This window comes from Anaerostipes hominis (ex Lee et al. 2021) (assembly GCF_002270485.1).
Classification (GTDB): Bacteria; Bacillota; Clostridia; order Lachnospirales; family Lachnospiraceae; genus Anaerostipes; species Anaerostipes hominis.
The window spans coordinates 1-15,140 of record NZ_NQOG01000021.1; the positions used below are offsets into that span (position 1 = coordinate 1).

Sequence of the window (15,140 nt, forward strand, 5' to 3'; positions counted from 1 at the left end):
TATTGGCTTGAACAACCTCATTATAACGGAAAGGTGATTTTTTTGTATAACTATCACCGCGCACCCGCATAGCGGGTGGTTTCTATTTCGCACGCTTTGCGTGCTCAACAGGGTCACGACCCATAATAAAAATGAAAGCGCCGCAGGGCACTTTCATCTGCTGTTTTATATCTTCATTCCAGGCTTTCGAGTACTTTGCCGAGCAATTCACAGAGTCTTTGTGACTCTTCATCAGACAATGCTTTTCTGATGCGCATTTCTTCTTCTCTTAAATGGGCTTCCATCTCACTTTTTAAATCCAGCCCTTTCTGTGTAAGAATAACATTGCGGCATCTCTTATTCTCTTCATCCACAACACAGTACAAAAATCCTTTCGTCTCCAGACGCCTTAAAATACCGATGACCGTGGAATGTTTCACTCTCATGAATTCTCCGATATCTTTCTGGGTTATCTTCCGGTTCTGATGTTCCGCCAGATATAAAAGCAGTTCCATCTGGGAATAAGTCACATTCAGACAGCGCAGTTTCTGATTCATATGCTGAGTAAACTTATCGTGGATATGCTTAAATCTGGCTCCGATTTCCCTATCCTGGTTCATAATCCGCCTCCATATGTAGTGCACTACATATTTTACAAGACTTCGTCAAAAATTACAACCATTAATTTATTTTCTGCTTTCTGCCTTTACCGCATCCGCAACCGCACTGCATACCCGCTTATCGAACACCCCGGGAATAATATAATCCTCGCTGAGCTCCTCTTCTGTTATAATTCCCGCGATAGCCCGGGCCGCCGCCATCTTCATTTCTTCTGTAATCTGAGAAGCTCTGGCATCCAAAGCCCCGCGGAAGATTCCAGGGAACACCAGCACGTTATTGATCTGATTCGGAAAATCGGAACGGCCGGTAGCTACCACCTTTGCCCCGCCTTTTTTCGCCTCATCCGGCATGATTTCAGGCACCGGATTCGCCATAGCAAATACTACCGGGTCCTTTGCCATGGAAGCGACCATTTCTGATGTGACAATATTCGGTGCAGAAACGCCGATAAACACATCTTTTCCCTTCATGATCTCACGAAGTTCTCCTGTCTGCCTGTCCTTATTTGTTTTTTCCGCCATTTCTTTCTGTGCATCGTTCATCCACTCTTCCCCCGGACACAGGGCACCTTTCTGGTCTACAAGCACCGCGTCTTTTACTCCGAACTGAAGCAGAAGCTTACAGATAGAAATCCCGGCAGACCCTGCTCCGTTGATAACTACCTTTGCATCTTCCAGCTTCTTTCCCACAAATTTCAGCGCATTGATCATCCCTGCTGCCACGACGATGGCTGTTCCGTGCTGATCGTCATGGAATACCGGTATATCCAGTTCCTCTTTCAGCCGGCGTTCTATTTCAAAACATCTCGGCGCAGAGATATCTTCCAGATTGATCCCTCCGAATGTAGGCGCCAGATATTTTACTGTCTTTATGATCTCTTCCGTATCTTTCGTATCCAGACAGACCGGAAATGCGTCTATATCGGCAAACTCTTTAAATAAAATAGCCTTTCCTTCCATAACCGGCATAGCCGCCTCCGGTCCGATATCACCAAGACCGAGCACAGCAGTTCCATCAGAAACTACAGCTACCAAATTTCCTTTTGCAGTGTAACGGTACACATCCTCTTTGCAGTCCCTGATTTTTCGGCAAGGTTCTGCCACTCCGGGGGTATAAGCCGTACTCAGATCTTCTCTCGTCTCAACCGTCACTTTTGACCTTACTGCCACTTTTCCTCTGTTTTCTTCGTGCATCTTCAGCGCCAATTCATTGTAATCCATGACCTTCTCCTTTATGAATCTCTTTCATCTATAGTTTTCTTTATTATATTACAGTGTGATGTAAAATAAAATAATGTCTTCGTATCTGCCGTCTGACAAACGGTAGCCTCCGGGCACTGTCCCGAGCCGCTGAAATCCAAGTCTGTCATAAAGTCTCAGCGCACCCTGATTGGACGCTACCACCGCATTAAACTGCAGGACTTTGTATCCCAGCTCTCTGGCTCTTTCCATACAGTCCAAAACCAACTGCTCTCCGATATGCCGGCCTCTTGCATCCTTGCTGACTGCATAGGACGCATTGGATAAATGTCCGCATCTGCCCACATTATTTGGATGCAGTATATAAAGGCCAAGAATCTTTCCGTCTGATTCAGCCACCCCAGTGTAAGACTGCCCTGCAAAAAAATCTTCTGCTTCCTTTAAAGAAAAAAAATCTTCCTGTGGAAACGCATTGGCCTCTTCTACCACCTGATTCCATATCGCTGTCATCTCTTCTAAATCTTCTTTTTTAAACTGTCTCACCGTAAGTTCCATGAACGATCCTCTCCTTTTCCTCGCTCTTTTGATCCCGCATCTTTTACAGGCCCGGTATAATCTGCCGCGGAAGAAAGAAAAAAGCCATCTTAGAGATATCTCTAAAACGGCTTGCTAAGCGGGTGATGGGAATCGAACCCACGTGATCAGCTTGGAAGGCTGGAGTTCTACCATTGAACTACACCCGCATATATGACAGAGTCTTTTCAATTCTCTGTAATGCCCAGAGCCGGAATCGAACCAGCGACACGAGGATTTTCAGTCCTCTGCTCTACCGACTGAGCTATCTGGGCATGTCTCATTCCTGCGACTTCTATACTTTACCATATCAAAAAGCCCAAATCAAGAACTTTTTTAGATTTTTTGTCATCTTTCAAAAAATAGATTTTCCAGATAATGAATCCCCGTTTTGGTAACAAATATTTTTTTCTTCACATTATGCGCGGCTTTCATTCCGCTCTTATCCTCCTCCAGATTCACAAGGAAGTCGGCTTCCACAAGGATCTGATAATCTATGCCGTCAATCCGGCTGTAAGTATGATGATGCCCGATCAGATAACAGATTCTGTCCATGGTTTCATTTTTCAGACCGAACTCACCCAGAAGCTTTCTGGCTTCGTCCGGTCCTTCTATCTCCTGGTATTTTCCTGAACTGCTATTGTATTTCTCCTCACTTTTTTTAATTCCAATATCATGAGTCACCGCAGCAATCTCCAAGATCTCCTGCAGTTCCGGTTCCAGTTCCTCCTGCTCCCCGATAGCTTTTGCATAGGCATACACTTTCATAAAGTGCTGGACTCTTTTGGAATCTCCCTGATAATACTCTATCATCTTTGTCATTACGTCACTGATCTTCATTCTGTCTCTCTCCAATCGCAATTATATTTTTCTCAACAGACAAAACACCTTCCGTCTGGAGTTTCCTCAGTTCCACCATCATTCCGCTCCTGTCCACACACAGATAATCGGCCATATCTTTTTTAGAAAAAGGAAGCTTGATCCGGGACGTTTTCTGCTTATCCTGTTCCTGATTTATATATGCAAGAATCTTCTCCCTTGTAGTCCTCTTTTCAAGACATTCCAGCTTTTGATTCAAACGGACATTCTTTTCAGCCAGAAGAACAACCATATTTTCAATCAGCCGCTGGTGGAATGCACAGCTGGCATTGCAGGTCGTCAGTACCTTATGGTAGTTTAAGAACAACACCGTACAATCTCTGACACATTCAACCGATACAGGCAGCTCTGCATCCGGAAGACAGCCATAGGTCTCCCCGAACACTTCGCCCGGCCCGATATGGGCAAGAATCGCTCTTCTTCCCTCAAAATCATCTCTGACGATCCGGACTTCCCCGTCCACTACGATCCCCACTTCTTCCATCCTGTCTCCATTCAGACAGATGGCATCCCTGGAAGCATACGTTTCTTTTCTGGCCGACAGGCAGCCCAGCATCCCTTCTAAATCCTTCTTTTTAATTCCGCGGAACAGGGGACTGCGGTATAAAATTTGCTCCATTTTTTCACATCTCCTATAAATGTGTTGATTTATCAACAGACAACTTGTGCTCATTATAGTATGATGGGATTACAAACTCAAGGAGGAAATAAGAATGATACGACAAATAATAAAAATAGATGAGGAAAAGTGCAATGGATGCGGTCTCTGCGCTTCTGCCTGTCATGAAGGAGCCATTCAGATGATCGACGGAAAAGCAAAACTGATTCGGGATGATTACTGCGACGGCCTCGGCAACTGCCTTCCAATGTGTCCGACCGGTGCGATCTCCTTTGAAGACAGGGAAGCGCCGGACTATGACAAAGAAGCAGTCCTTAAAAACCAAAGAAAAAATAACAAGAGTGCGTTGCGCCAATGGCCGGTTCAGATCCAACTGGTGCCTGTGAACGCCCCGTACTTTGACAACGCCCACCTTTTGGTTGCCGCCGACTGTACGGCATTCGCACACGGAAACTTCCACGAACAGTTTATGAAAGAGAAAGTCACCTTAGTTGGATGTCCAAAACTGGACCCTGTGAACTACTCGGAAAAGCTGACAGAAATCATTCGTCAAAACAATTTAAAGAGCGTCACCGTAACCCGGATGGAAGTCCCCTGCTGCGGAGGGCTGGAATATGCCGTGCGCACTGCCCTGGAACAGAGTAAAAAATCCATTCCGCTCAATGTCATTACCATTTCTACAGAAGGGATTATCCTGGATTAGGAACTCTGATTTAAAATATACACTGCCTTTTGGGCCAGTTCTCTTGTAAGCCCGCCTTCCATAAAGCTTGTGCGGACCCAGTGCTCTCCCAGGCTGTTCTCTTCCCAATCATAATCCGTATCATCAAGGATCACGAAAGACCGGATGCGTTTCCCACGCATCCAGTCTTTTACTTCCAGTGAGCGGTTTCCCTTATGGAGATGTTTTGTTTTTGATATAATCTTCATGCCATAGGAAGCCATGGCCTGATCTAATGCTCTCCCCACCCTGATCAACGGCCCTTTCTCATGCCACGCATGGCGCCAGCTTGACGACAGTACAATCTGCGCCCCCGTCTTCTCCACTATATATCTTAGTTGTTCTAAATTATCTTCATCCACATCAATGCCCATGAACGGCTCGATGTTACTTTCTTCCAATTTATCAAACAGTTCCATAGAATTCAGCACACCGTCGATATCTAAAAAAATGATTTTTTGGGGTTTTATCCTAAACCGCCATTTATCAAAGGCTCTCATATGCTCCATCCCTTTCTCTTTATATAACTGATATATATTCCATTATACCAAGACAGGGCAGTACTTTCATCCGTTTTCCCTGGCAATTCTGGGATAACACCCGTTTTATTTTGCTCTCACCCTTTTTCTCGGGCTGTAACTTCCAAAATGGCTGTTCTGGCAGCAGATACCGACTTCGACTTAGAGAACTTTTTGCCCGCTGACCAGCAGATCTGATAACCGCTTGGCTTCCCGGGACTTTTTCTGACATAGACTTTTGCCTGCTTTTTCCCGGCTTTTATCTTCCTGATTTGTGCTTTCTTTGGAACTATCACAAAATACCGCTTAATCTTTCCTGTATAACTCCCTTTTCCAATGACTTCCTTTCTGGCTCACCGATGGTTTCGGCGTAACTAGTTTCCCCATGAATTGTCATTCCGCTTCTAATTACTAAAAATCACTATTACAAATAAACAAGATACTAATATAATTTTATCATAACATCTCCACCTGGTTAATATGATATAGTTTTTAGTATCTTCTCTCTCATAAATATATCATGGCAAAATAAGTAAAAAAATTCTATGTACTAATTTGAGAATTGCAGGGAATAACTTTCGCTATCCCCTGTCTATTTATTTCTTGATTTTAAATTCATATTTTAACACAGCATCTTCCCTTGTTTTTTCCAGCTGGCTTGTGAGCTGAGCGTTTAATTTCCCGTCTTTCTTCCATTTACTCGACTCTTTCAACGTATACAAATATTTCTTATTTATAAATCTTACATTATATTTATATGAGTCTTTAAAAGGATTGTTCTCGGCGATGTATACTGTCGAATCAAGTTTTGTTTTCTTCCCCAAAGAATCTATTGCCTGATAAACAATTTTATGCTCACCTACGGAATTTAACTTTTCAATTTGCATCGGTATCGGATCGACAACAGATACAGGTACTTTCAGGCCGCTTTTGTCATCCTCTAAGTCTTCTACCTGATAGTTTTCAAGTATTTCTTTAAGAACAGTTTGTGGATTGTTATCCAAATCTTTCTGATAAAATGCAAGATTCTGTGAATGTAATTTGGGAGGATTGTTATAAGTTACATATACCGTACCTTCTTTTTCTGCCACATTTCCAACACTGTCCTCAACTTGAAAAATAACTTTGACTTCTACGGTCTCATCTTTTTCAAGCTTCATAAAATAAGTGTCCATTACATCTGTATCATTCATTCCTCCAGAAAAGTTTTGGGGTTCCGGCCGGTATCCTTCCATACTTGTTCCATAATCTAATTTTATAATCTGTACTTTTTCCGTCAAATCTCCGTCTTCATCATCATAACAACCCTTTACAGCTTTTAATAAATCATTCTTTCTTATTTTTTCATTCTCTAAAAAAGTCTTTTTATCATGCAAAATAATGTCTGGCTTACTGTCCCACTGGCCTTCCATAAAAAATATATCCTCAGCATTCAATAAGCTATTTTTATTATCTAAATTCACAGATGCATTTACTTTCTTATAGCTTTTTGCAAATGCCAAGATATGATCTGATTTCCCCCTTTCCCGCTCTTCTTTTAATTCTTTATATCCAACAGGTTCCAATTCTCTTCTCTTACGGGCACTGCTGATATCTTGTTTCCATCCTATAAACTTCCCTTCTGATGACCGGAAACCGTTTTTCCTCAACAGTATATTTTCAGATTTGTTTTGTTCCTGGCTGTCCGTCGTACCAGCGGCACCCTGAATCCCCGGCAGATACTCCACCCTGTAATGGGGCCACAGTGCAAAAAGCGTCGCATCCGCATTTGCTGTATAAACATTCCCCGGCTGATACCCGTCTCCTGTTCCATCTGCATTCGTATTCCATGCAACAAACACGCCCGATCCACCGGAAGGTGTCAAAGCCGACAGCCTTATGTCCTCCTCCCAATACTTAACTGCTGCCGTGGGCATGTTCATGACCTCCTCTTTTGAATTTTTATCATAGCGAATCTGATATGCCTGACTCAGAACAATGCTGTATGGAACACAGCCGGAAGATGATTTTTTTAAATTTCCCGGTCTCATGACATATCCACTGCCTGCATACATAAATCTTCCATTCACAGACTGATTGTTCAGCAATGCATCTCCTGTTTTATAATTACTGTCCGCAGAATTAGATATGTTTCCTTTTACTGCCGCATAGCCATTTCGTATATTGGCAGCATCAAGAGAAATTCTGGCAGTCAGTGAATTGCTGTTGGAAAAGTATCGATTGGAGACCGTAATAAACCGATCCTTTGCGAGATAAATTTCCTGTTGTATCTCCGTATGTCCCTCTATTGAAAACAGGCTTCCTTCATGAAAGATACTCCGTTGTGTACCATTTTTGCACTGATTGTTTAAGATATGGGCGTTGTTGTTCAGGATCGCAGTATTCCTGTTATAAATGCCTGATCCATTTCCCGATGCACTGTTTCCCTGGATGTTCACTGCCTGATTAGCCTGAAACGTTGTAAAAGTACCGCTGGCTATATAAACAGCTCCCCCGTCTCCATAAGATTGATTTCCTGTAAAATTGCTTCCGTTTGCCTTGCAGGTGCCGTCAATGTAAATACCCCCTCCGCCTGCCTTTGAGGTGTTTCCGCTGACATTGCCGCTGCTAAAACTGCACGTGCCGGCAGAACTTACCGAGATACCGCCGCCCTTCCCGGAAGCGCTGTTGGAACTAACCGATACATTTGAAAATGAGACTGCTCCGTCTATCTGAAGTCCTCCACCGTTTACAGATGCAGTATTGTTTTTTATACTTCCTCCGCTCAAAGAGCCTCCTGCATTTTTCAAGATGGCTCCTCCCCCATATGTGGCGGCAGTATTGGAAGAAATCTCTCCGCCTGTCATAGAAAGTTTTCCCTTTGCATAGATCCCGCCCCCAGAATTGCCAGAATGATTATTTCTTACAGTTCCTCCGGTCATGCGGAATTCTGCCTCATGGTAGACACCCGCGCCATATACTGCCGAGTTATCATACATGCTTCCACCTCTCAGGGAGCCCTTCACAGAATCTGCACAGTAAATCCCGCCTCCATAGCCTTTGCTTTCATTTCCATGGATTACTGCTCCTGCCTTTATTTCCAGAGCCGCCCCCTTTTTGTAACTGCCGTTTGACAGACAGATGCCTGCCCCGTTTCCGTTGCTGTGATTTCCATAAATATTGCAGTCCTGTATGGCTCCGTTTGAACCGTTGTTTAAACATACGGCTCCGCCTGCATCCGCCTGATTATTTTTTAATACCACGCCTGTGGTGGATTTCTGCTGATATCCATCCTTTCCATTCACAGCCCATGTACCGGATCTCGTATATTTCCAGACGCCGAGATCACCTTTCGTAGAGTTTACTTTTCCATCTGTTTCGATCGCTCCCTGCACTTTAACTGCCCCTCCGAGAGCATCCTTCTTTTTGTTGGACGCCGCACAGTCTGAAACTGTACCTCCATACAGCCTCAGGGTTCCATAATTCATAATGCCTCCGCCATGAATCGCCTGGCAGTGTTCTATCGACCCTGCAAACATGTAAAAAGAAGCACCATTGCCGACCAAGACACCGCCTCCATGGGAAGATTTCGGCGAACTGGAAGACACGTCTTTGCTGCTCTTTGCCCGGCAGCTGTCAATCTTCCCTCCGAACATATAACAGGATGTACCGGAATTCATGGCAATTCCTGCCCCTCCTGCAAAGTCTGCCAAAAAATATCCGTCTATGATACGGCTGTATTTATTTAGATACAGCTGTCCTGATATAACTTCTATCATGGGAGCTGACGCAGCAACGTTTTTCCCGTTAATGTACAGATTATTTTTTGCTCTTCCATCTCCGTCATAGGCTCCTAATGTGAGTGACCCTCCGTTTACTTCTAACATGGCATCTTTATATCCCACAGCCCTGTTGAGATTACGTGCGCTCTCACCATCTGCATAAATCTTCACATGCCGACCGTTCGTCCTGATCGCTGATGTCACATTAAAGCCCTTATCCACACGGACTGCTATTTTCTCGCCTTTCTCTACGGAAGCCACTGCGTCCTTTAAAGCTTTGAGAGAACTCACGGCTTTAAAGTTAGAATATCCATCTGAAACAGCTTTCGCTGCTTTTTTCTGTACCTGAACAGGCAGCGGAGATACTTTGTCTGGTTTAGCAGGAACTTTGTCTTCCTTGAGAAAGCCAAGGTTTTTATATAAATCATTCACTGCACTCTGTATTTCTGATTTCCCGTCCTTCACCCGTTTCAGAGCAGTGTAAAAATCCAGATAATAACCATGTTTCTCCGATACCAGCTGCTTTAAATATTGTTCTAAAGATTCATAATCTTTTCCCTCAATCTGATTTATACACTCAATAACAATCTCTTCATCCGGTTTCTCCTGACTCCCCTTTTTCAGCATCAGAAAATAAGGCTCCAGCCGGTCAAATAATCTTTCTAACTCCTCTTTTGTCCGTTCACTTTTTATAAGTTCTCTGATGATCTGACAGTTTGTCACTTCCAAAAACACAGACTTTTCCTTAGGACTTAACCTGTCATAAAATTTATTCTGTTCTTCTTGAGACCAGGAGGTGAATACATCGATGTATCCACCTTCAAGCAGTTTCCCCATAAAACTCATCTCTGTGCCGGCCTGAACAACTGAAGACACTGTGGCTGTGCCCTGTTCTGATCCCGATATCGCAGCCGCCGTCAGCAGACTTGCTACGATCACACCGGAAATAATTCTTTTCCCCCATTTTTTCATTCTGACATGCCTCCTTATGCTTCTTCCTGAAACTGTTCCAGCACTGCTGTTTTTCTGACCTCTATTGTTTTTTTCTTTCCGTCTGAAGTAAGGAAAGTCTCACGGACACTGACATCCAGCAGTCCGTGGATATGGTCGGCTCCGATAATTTCCACTTCTATATCGGCATCTGACGTAATCTGTGTCTTTAAATCCCGGACAAATGCCTCTGCCATCTGCTCTCTGGATTCGTACTGTTCCTCCTTCATATTGTCCAAAGTCTGTTCAACCGCATTGGAGACATCCATCGTAAGTTCTGTTTTTCTGGATGCGAGTCCTGAAATATTTTGTGTTATAAACACAGAGTAGATTAAGATGACAAGTAAAATAATTCCTGTGACTGCCCCTTTCATAAAATTCCTCCTCTGCTTTATCCCTCACTGCGTCATCCCAGAAATATAAATGAGCTGTTCGCACCTGACTTTTCAAAAAATGTTGAAATGGTATCCGTCAGCGCTTTTTGAAACTGGGTCACAAAAGTACCTTTGGCAAAAACACATAAGGCCAGCACTACAATCACTGCTACAATAATTAATCCGTAATCTTCTAAAAAACTTTTCATAAGTAACTCCTTTCAGTCATTCTTCATCCTCTGTTACACTGTTTGCATAGCTTCTGATCTGACAAACCTTTTCTATCCGCAGCAGAGGTACATATAATTTATACTTCAATGTTACAAAAGAGCGTGCCCTGTTCTCGTCGGCCTGTTCCCTGGATACATCCAAAGAAACATACCCGTCCTCCTTTGCCTCCTTCCGGCATTGCTCAACCACTGCTTTTGAAAAACCCGCCGCATCCATCTTATGGACTGCGGCCGACTGGTATTGCTTTGCGTTGGAGACCACCTTCGTATTGACACAATAAACGACATTTAAAAACATTCCTGCGGCTATAATAAAGCAGCATACAAATGTCTCTACGGCCAGCCTCATTTTCTATCCTCCTCATAATGCATACCCTTCAATCTCCTGCCAGCTGGCAATTCCCAGCAGTTTTATCCTCAGATGATAAGCCAGCACTACTTTATACTTTGGCTTTTCATCATAAAAGCCGTCATTTTTTACAGAAAGACTGTATCCCTTTTCAGACGCCTCTTTTTCACACTCTTTAATGATCAAAGAATCAAAGCCGCTGGCCTCAATTCTGCCTATCATTTCCTCATGAACGGCTCTCGCTCCGGCCTCTTCCAAAGCCGCTCCATTATATGAAGCCATAATAAAGGCACCCAGGCAGAGCAGAATCACACTGATGACTAATTCGACAGGCATCTTCATAAACATTCCCCTTTCTTCTTTATCGTCAGGCAGACGGTCCATGCGGAAATAAAAGTAATACAGACGGTAAGACAAAAATGATTCAGACTGATCCAAAGGATCGGTGAAAAGGACAGCAGATTGCTGATCATATGAACTGAAAAAGGTGCTTTTAAGCTGTGATGCTTCTCATATACGAAACAAAAGACGTTCCCCCACAATGCTGCGTAGATACCCTGGATCACATGTCTGTGGCACAGCCCGAAAATGACACTGGAAATCAGAGACGACTTTACTTTCCCCATCGGTTTTAATCCTTCGAACAGAAATCTGCGGAATAAAAGTTCCTCGGCTGCCGGTCCAATGATTCCTGCCGCAGCTGCGTTTACTAAGAGCGGGCTTATCTCGGCCCTCTGATCCATTATAAATTTGCTGTTATGGAAATTTTCAGTAAGATAAATAGAAATGTATTGTGTGAGAAAAAAGAAAGAAATCGTAAATAGAATCAGTCCGCTGCGGATTCTGAACCTTTTCCCTTGATTACTTGTCAAAAAGGGTCTGCAAAGAAGGATCAGACACAGGCCGCTAATCAGATTTGGATACAGGCCAGGAATTCCGATCAAACTGCACAGCTGTCCGCAGATCCTATAAAGCGTGAAATAAATAAGGAATCGTTTTACATCCTCATTCACTGTGATTTTCTCCATAATTCTTTACCAGTATCTTAATTCTTCCTTCCGAAACCAGCCCGATGGAGTTTTTAACCGTATATAAAAGAATAAATTCCTTATCATGGCTCGTATCTAAATATTCTGACTCAAACAAAGACCTCACCTCTTTTCCTCCCTCATTCGTGACAACAAAAATCTTGATCTTTTCCGTCAGGTCACCGTCTTTTTTATCCTCTGCCTTTACAAGCTTTCTCGGATTCAACTGCTCTTCTTTTCTAATAATGAGTCTTCTTGCCGTACCGTCTTCCCCACGAACACCCGATAACTCCGGTCTGCCCTGCTTTTGAAAAAATTCATTGGATGAGATATGATTGGTATCTTGTATAACGCCGTTTGCTTTCAGCTGTGAATAGACTGTATTTCGTATAAGGAAAACTGCTCCAAAAGCTGCTGCTATCAATACAATGATCCTTCCGTAATTTTCAATGATCTGCTTCACCTCATCCTCCTAACACAATACACAGCTGATAGAGTCAAAAAAGGCTGTTCCAAACCGGGCGGCAGCAGATAATAATACCCCCAGAAATGCAAGAACAGCGGTTCCTGCGATCACACACACAATTATGCTGCCATATTCGTCAATGATTGTCTTCATAGGTGTCACCTCCTTTCAGCTTATCAGCTGAACAAAACGAATGTAAACTGCACAGATACCGATGCCTGTAAGCAGCAAAAATAAAACCGCTCCCAGTTCCTCAAAAAAATCCTGCATATGTCCTCCTGTCTATCCCGGAAGTTTCGTCCAAAGCGTAAAGAAACTCCCGAAAATCAATCCCAAATCCATGATCATCTTTAAAGTTGCCAGCACCATGGGCACAAACGTCAATGCCCCTATCCCCGCTACATCGTTCTCATTTTGAATCCATTCTGCCTTGTCCATTAATACATTATTCCGATGGATCAGGGTATTGATCTGTGCCTCGGAATCGTCTTTCCCACAGTTGGTAAGCGAATATAACATCTTGGAGGCAGACTGTATTTCCGGCAGATCAAACTCCGACAGAAAGTTCTGATACGGCAGTATGGATTCCGGATCTTCATCAATGTTATGGAGAAGCATCTCAATCTGCTCCTTTAATACATAAGGTGCTTTATCAAGAGAATCCCTTATTGCAACATAGACGTTTTCTGTCTGAAGACTCAGCGCGATCCCCCTGAGCCAATAAGGAAACTTCTGATTGATCTCTTTTAGAATTCTCCTCCCGGCATTCTTTCTCTTTAACGACGGAGTGAACCACGCCGCGGCTATCAGGGCTGTTACAGCCCCTATAATATAGAGATTCTGCCAGTCAAACCCCAGGAGTAAAACAGGAAAACTCAGTGCAGTAATGATCCACGGCTGTTTTCCGTCCTTTTCCTCCCGCATTATCTTAAAATCTTTTTGAATCTGTTCCGGATTTTCTTCCATCGTATCTTTTAGCCAGGAGCCGGTGAGCAGTTTTTGTGCTCCCAGATATAACATGAGAAACAAAAACAAAAGAAAAAATGTCGTTCTCTGGTAAAGTGGTCCCCTAAGTACCTTTCCAAGCATCTCATCGCTGGCCAGCATCATGACTGTGGTCCCCGCAACTGCCAGCGACGCGGTCAGAGAAAGCACGATCTTAAATTTCATACTTTTTCTCTCTTTCTGAAAGAGATACGTCCGCTCTGTCCATTCTTTAACATCGTCTAATATGATATTTAACGTACTTTGATACTGGCCACCCAGATTTTCCACTTTGACCAGATAATCATGCAGCATCTTCATCCGGTCACAGCGGTACTCCTGCTCAATACAGGAAAGTGCGTGCCGATACAAGTCGTCTGCTGCGACCGGACTGCTGATGGCTTTCTCCGCTTCATCGATAAGTTTCAGAATACGGCCTTCACAGAGCTGTTTTGTCTCCTCCAATGCCACGATAATCTTTGGCTGCTTTTTGAAAGAATATATCATCTGCTCCAAATAATTCACCACATCCCTGAATCTTTGCTCTTCATACATATATTTAAACTGCCGGATGATAATGATCGGAAAAAAGCACAGATATGCCAGGCCCAGACCCATGATATAAGGTATTTGCAGATGAAAAAATCTTCCTGCCAAAAGAATTCCAAGAAAAGATAAAAATAAAGATGCCAGATATTTTTTGAATGAATAAAAGTATCCATAGCCCCGGATCTCTTTTTTTAGATTTGTATATTTGATGTACCAGAATGTTTTCAGGATTGCTCTTTTATTACGTTGTTCCATTGTTCATCCCCTCCCATCGGAACGGATCTTTGACCAGAAATTTTTTCTTCAGCTTCTGCGGAAGCTCTTTATTTATAATCCTCCGGTCCTTCAAGATCATCTGTATCTTTTTCTGTCCATTCTGATCCAGATAGAAACAGGCAATCTGATCAATATAGCGGAGGATTCTGCCATCCAGGCTCTGTTCCTTCCGTATCAGAATTCCCAAGTCCACAAATCCATAGACGTCCCTCTCTATACGTTCCGATGCGATGGGATCGTCCACCATATTTTTCATCCTCTCCGGAATCCTCCGCACATCATCCGTGTGAACGGTTGTCAGCGAATAGTGTCCCGTTGTGAGGGACTGGATTAAATGCTGTACTTCCTCACCCCTGGCTTCCGACAGAAGAATCCACGTAGGCAGCTGCCTTAAAGACGCTTTAATGGCTTCTACGTAGCCAAAAGTATCTTCATTGACCTCAATGGCCACACAGTCTTTTCCCGGATTAATCTCCCTGTAATGTATCTCCAGACTATCTTCAATCGTAATAACTCGCTCCATGTCCGGAATAAACCTGGTCAGATATTTCAAAAGTTCTGTCTTGCCGCTGCCTACCTGACCTGCGATCACAATATTCATATGTCCGAGAACGCTGTTTTTCAGGAAATTCAGGATTTCTCTGCCGCAGTAATCCTCTTTAAAAATCTTATCTTCGCTGAGCCTTACAAGTGCCGGTGACTTTCTTATAGAAATGCTCCGCCCGGTGGCACATACATCTTCATGTATAATGGAAATCCTCAGTCCATCTACTTCTGCCTCCACCAAGGGATCATATTTATTAAACGGAGCAGAGACCGCATTGGCTATCCTTGCACTGAACTGGCTGATAAAGCTTTCCGAAATCTCTGTTCCAACAACGGTATGCCTGCCCCGGTCCAGGTCGTCAATGATCAGCTCTTTTCCATTCCAGTTGATGTCGGTAACCATATAGTCCTGGATAAAAGGCAGCAGCGGTCCAAAATACTTGTCTTCGATTGCAAATTTCTGCATAGTTCCTCCTGA

General features: G+C 43.4%; 17 protein-coding genes and 2 tRNA genes. 1 reads left to right on the top strand and 18 read right to left on the bottom strand.

Annotated features, from left to right (window positions below):
• Positions 1-173: 173 nt before the first annotated feature.
• The 7 genes from CI597_RS14450 to CI597_RS14480 form a co-directional block, all read right to left on the bottom strand.
• A complete protein-coding gene (locus CI597_RS14450) occupies positions 174-599 on the bottom strand; it encodes a MarR family winged helix-turn-helix transcriptional regulator (RefSeq protein ID WP_024728639.1) in 426 nt (141 codons plus the stop codon).
• 66 nt (positions 600-665) lie between these two features.
• Positions 666-1,820 carry an NAD(P)-dependent malic enzyme gene (locus CI597_RS14455; protein ID WP_024728640.1) on the bottom strand — a complete coding sequence of 385 codons (1,155 nt, stop codon included), beginning with the start codon at positions 1,818-1,820 and terminating at the stop codon, positions 666-668.
• Between the two features lie 48 nt (positions 1,821-1,868).
• The gene (locus tag CI597_RS14460) at positions 1,869-2,354 is read right to left on the bottom strand and encodes a GNAT family N-acetyltransferase (RefSeq protein WP_024728641.1); all 486 of its coding nucleotides are present in this window, start codon (positions 2,352-2,354) and stop codon (positions 1,869-1,871) included.
• A gap of 117 nt (positions 2,355-2,471) precedes the next feature.
• Positions 2,472-2,542: transfer RNA gene (locus CI597_RS14465), tRNA-Gly, on the bottom strand.
• Positions 2,543-2,574: 32 nt separating this feature from the next.
• Positions 2,575-2,647: transfer RNA gene (locus CI597_RS14470), tRNA-Phe, on the bottom strand.
• Positions 2,648-2,720: 73 nt separating this feature from the next.
• Positions 2,721-3,212 (bottom strand): HD domain-containing protein, encoded by a 492-nt coding sequence (locus CI597_RS14475; RefSeq protein WP_024728642.1) that lies wholly within the window; start codon positions 3,210-3,212, stop codon positions 2,721-2,723.
• Complete coding sequence (locus tag CI597_RS14480; RefSeq protein WP_024728643.1) at positions 3,199-3,870, bottom strand: Crp/Fnr family transcriptional regulator; 672 nt, start codon at positions 3,868-3,870, stop codon at positions 3,199-3,201. The genes CI597_RS14475 and CI597_RS14480 overlap by 14 nt, the downstream gene beginning before the upstream one ends.
• Positions 3,871-3,964: 94 nt before the next feature.
• On the opposite strand from CI597_RS14480, the gene CI597_RS14485 reads away from it, so the two are divergent.
• Positions 3,965-4,573 carry an ATP-binding protein gene (locus tag CI597_RS14485; protein ID WP_024728644.1) on the top strand — a complete coding sequence of 203 codons (609 nt, stop codon included), beginning with the start codon at positions 3,965-3,967 and terminating at the stop codon, positions 4,571-4,573.
• Here CI597_RS14485 and CI597_RS14490 read toward each other — a convergent pair.
• The 11 genes from CI597_RS14490 to CI597_RS14535 form a co-directional block, all read right to left on the bottom strand.
• Positions 4,570-5,100: an HAD domain-containing protein gene (locus tag CI597_RS14490; RefSeq protein ID WP_024728645.1), complete on the bottom strand. Its 531-nt coding sequence runs from the start codon at positions 5,098-5,100 to the stop codon at positions 4,570-4,572. The two genes, CI597_RS14485 and CI597_RS14490, sit on opposite strands and share 4 nt — an antisense overlap.
• Positions 5,101-5,705: 605 nt before the next feature.
• Positions 5,706-9,842: an InlB B-repeat-containing protein gene (locus CI597_RS14500; protein ID WP_024728647.1), complete on the bottom strand. Its 4,137-nt coding sequence runs from the start codon at positions 9,840-9,842 to the stop codon at positions 5,706-5,708.
• 14 nt (positions 9,843-9,856) lie between these two features.
• Entirely contained in the window at positions 9,857-10,234 is a 378-nt protein-coding gene (locus CI597_RS14505) for a hypothetical protein (RefSeq protein ID WP_024728648.1), read from the bottom strand.
• 32 nt (positions 10,235-10,266) lie between these two features.
• Positions 10,267-10,443, bottom strand: a complete 177-nt coding sequence (locus CI597_RS18195) for a hypothetical protein (RefSeq protein WP_186992513.1) — start codon at positions 10,441-10,443, stop codon at positions 10,267-10,269.
• 16 nt (positions 10,444-10,459) lie between these two features.
• Positions 10,460-10,813 (bottom strand): hypothetical protein, encoded by a 354-nt coding sequence (locus tag CI597_RS14510; RefSeq protein WP_024728649.1) that lies wholly within the window; start codon positions 10,811-10,813, stop codon positions 10,460-10,462.
• Positions 10,814-10,825: 12 nt separating this feature from the next.
• Positions 10,826-11,155, bottom strand: coding sequence for a hypothetical protein (locus CI597_RS14515; RefSeq protein ID WP_235824648.1), 330 nt, complete (start codon positions 11,153-11,155; stop codon positions 10,826-10,828).
• Positions 11,152-11,556 (bottom strand): CPBP family intramembrane glutamic endopeptidase, encoded by a 405-nt coding sequence (locus CI597_RS18750; RefSeq protein ID WP_235824649.1) that lies wholly within the window; start codon positions 11,554-11,556, stop codon positions 11,152-11,154. The genes CI597_RS14515 and CI597_RS18750 overlap by 4 nt, the downstream gene beginning before the upstream one ends.
• A 262-nt stretch (positions 11,557-11,818) precedes the next feature.
• Positions 11,819-12,304 (bottom strand): hypothetical protein, encoded by a 486-nt coding sequence (locus CI597_RS14525; protein ID WP_095142997.1) that lies wholly within the window; start codon positions 12,302-12,304, stop codon positions 11,819-11,821.
• Between the two features lie 9 nt (positions 12,305-12,313).
• Positions 12,314-12,460, bottom strand: a complete 147-nt coding sequence (locus CI597_RS18015; RefSeq protein WP_155854036.1) for a hypothetical protein — start codon at positions 12,458-12,460, stop codon at positions 12,314-12,316.
• 129 nt (positions 12,461-12,589) lie between these two features.
• On the bottom strand, positions 12,590-14,095 hold the full coding sequence (locus CI597_RS14530) for a hypothetical protein (RefSeq protein ID WP_024728653.1): 1,506 nt from the start codon (positions 14,093-14,095) through the stop codon (positions 12,590-12,592).
• Positions 14,082-15,128, bottom strand: coding sequence for an ATPase, T2SS/T4P/T4SS family (locus CI597_RS14535; RefSeq protein WP_024728654.1), 1,047 nt, complete (start codon positions 15,126-15,128; stop codon positions 14,082-14,084). Before CI597_RS14535 ends, CI597_RS14530 begins: the two co-directional genes overlap by 14 nt.
• Positions 15,129-15,140: the final 12 nt, after the last annotated feature.

What these genes read in the sequence shown, in the direction of transcription:
- CI597_RS14485 (WP_024728644.1), top strand. Translation starts at nt 3,965, where the DNA reads ATGATACGACAAATAATAAAAATAGATGAGGAAAAGTGCAATGGATGC.
- CI597_RS14530 (WP_024728653.1), bottom strand. Translation starts at nt 14,095, where the DNA reads ATGGAACAACGTAATAAAAGAGCAATCCTGAAAACATTCTGGTACATC.
- CI597_RS14475 (WP_024728642.1), bottom strand. Translation starts at nt 3,212, where the DNA reads ATGAAGATCAGTGACGTAATGACAAAGATGATAGAGTATTATCAGGGA.
- CI597_RS14450 (WP_024728639.1), bottom strand. Translation starts at nt 599, where the DNA reads ATGAACCAGGATAGGGAAATCGGAGCCAGATTTAAGCATATCCACGAT.
- CI597_RS14510 (WP_024728649.1), bottom strand. Translation starts at nt 10,813, where the DNA reads ATGAGGCTGGCCGTAGAGACATTTGTATGCTGCTTTATTATAGCCGCA.
- CI597_RS18750 (WP_235824649.1), bottom strand. Translation starts at nt 11,556, where the DNA reads ATGGATCAGAGGGCCGAGATAAGCCCGCTCTTAGTAAACGCAGCTGCG.
- CI597_RS14460 (WP_024728641.1), bottom strand. Translation starts at nt 2,354, where the DNA reads ATGGAACTTACGGTGAGACAGTTTAAAAAAGAAGATTTAGAAGAGATG.
- CI597_RS14480 (WP_024728643.1), bottom strand. Translation starts at nt 3,870, where the DNA reads ATGGAGCAAATTTTATACCGCAGTCCCCTGTTCCGCGGAATTAAAAAG.
- CI597_RS18015 (WP_155854036.1), bottom strand. Translation starts at nt 12,460, where the DNA reads ATGAAGACAATCATTGACGAATATGGCAGCATAATTGTGTGTGTGATC.
- CI597_RS14455 (WP_024728640.1), bottom strand. Translation starts at nt 1,820, where the DNA reads ATGGATTACAATGAATTGGCGCTGAAGATGCACGAAGAAAACAGAGGA.
- CI597_RS14490 (WP_024728645.1), bottom strand. Translation starts at nt 5,100, where the DNA reads ATGGAGCATATGAGAGCCTTTGATAAATGGCGGTTTAGGATAAAACCC.
- CI597_RS14505 (WP_024728648.1), bottom strand. Translation starts at nt 10,234, where the DNA reads ATGAAAGGGGCAGTCACAGGAATTATTTTACTTGTCATCTTAATCTAC.
- CI597_RS18195 (WP_186992513.1), bottom strand. Translation starts at nt 10,443, where the DNA reads ATGAAAAGTTTTTTAGAAGATTACGGATTAATTATTGTAGCAGTGATT.
- CI597_RS14500 (WP_024728647.1), bottom strand. Translation starts at nt 9,842, where the DNA reads ATGAAAAAATGGGGGAAAAGAATTATTTCCGGTGTGATCGTAGCAAGT.
- CI597_RS14535 (WP_024728654.1), bottom strand. Translation starts at nt 15,128, where the DNA reads ATGCAGAAATTTGCAATCGAAGACAAGTATTTTGGACCGCTGCTGCCT.
- CI597_RS14515 (WP_235824648.1), bottom strand. Translation starts at nt 11,155, where the DNA reads ATGAAGATGCCTGTCGAATTAGTCATCAGTGTGATTCTGCTCTGCCTG.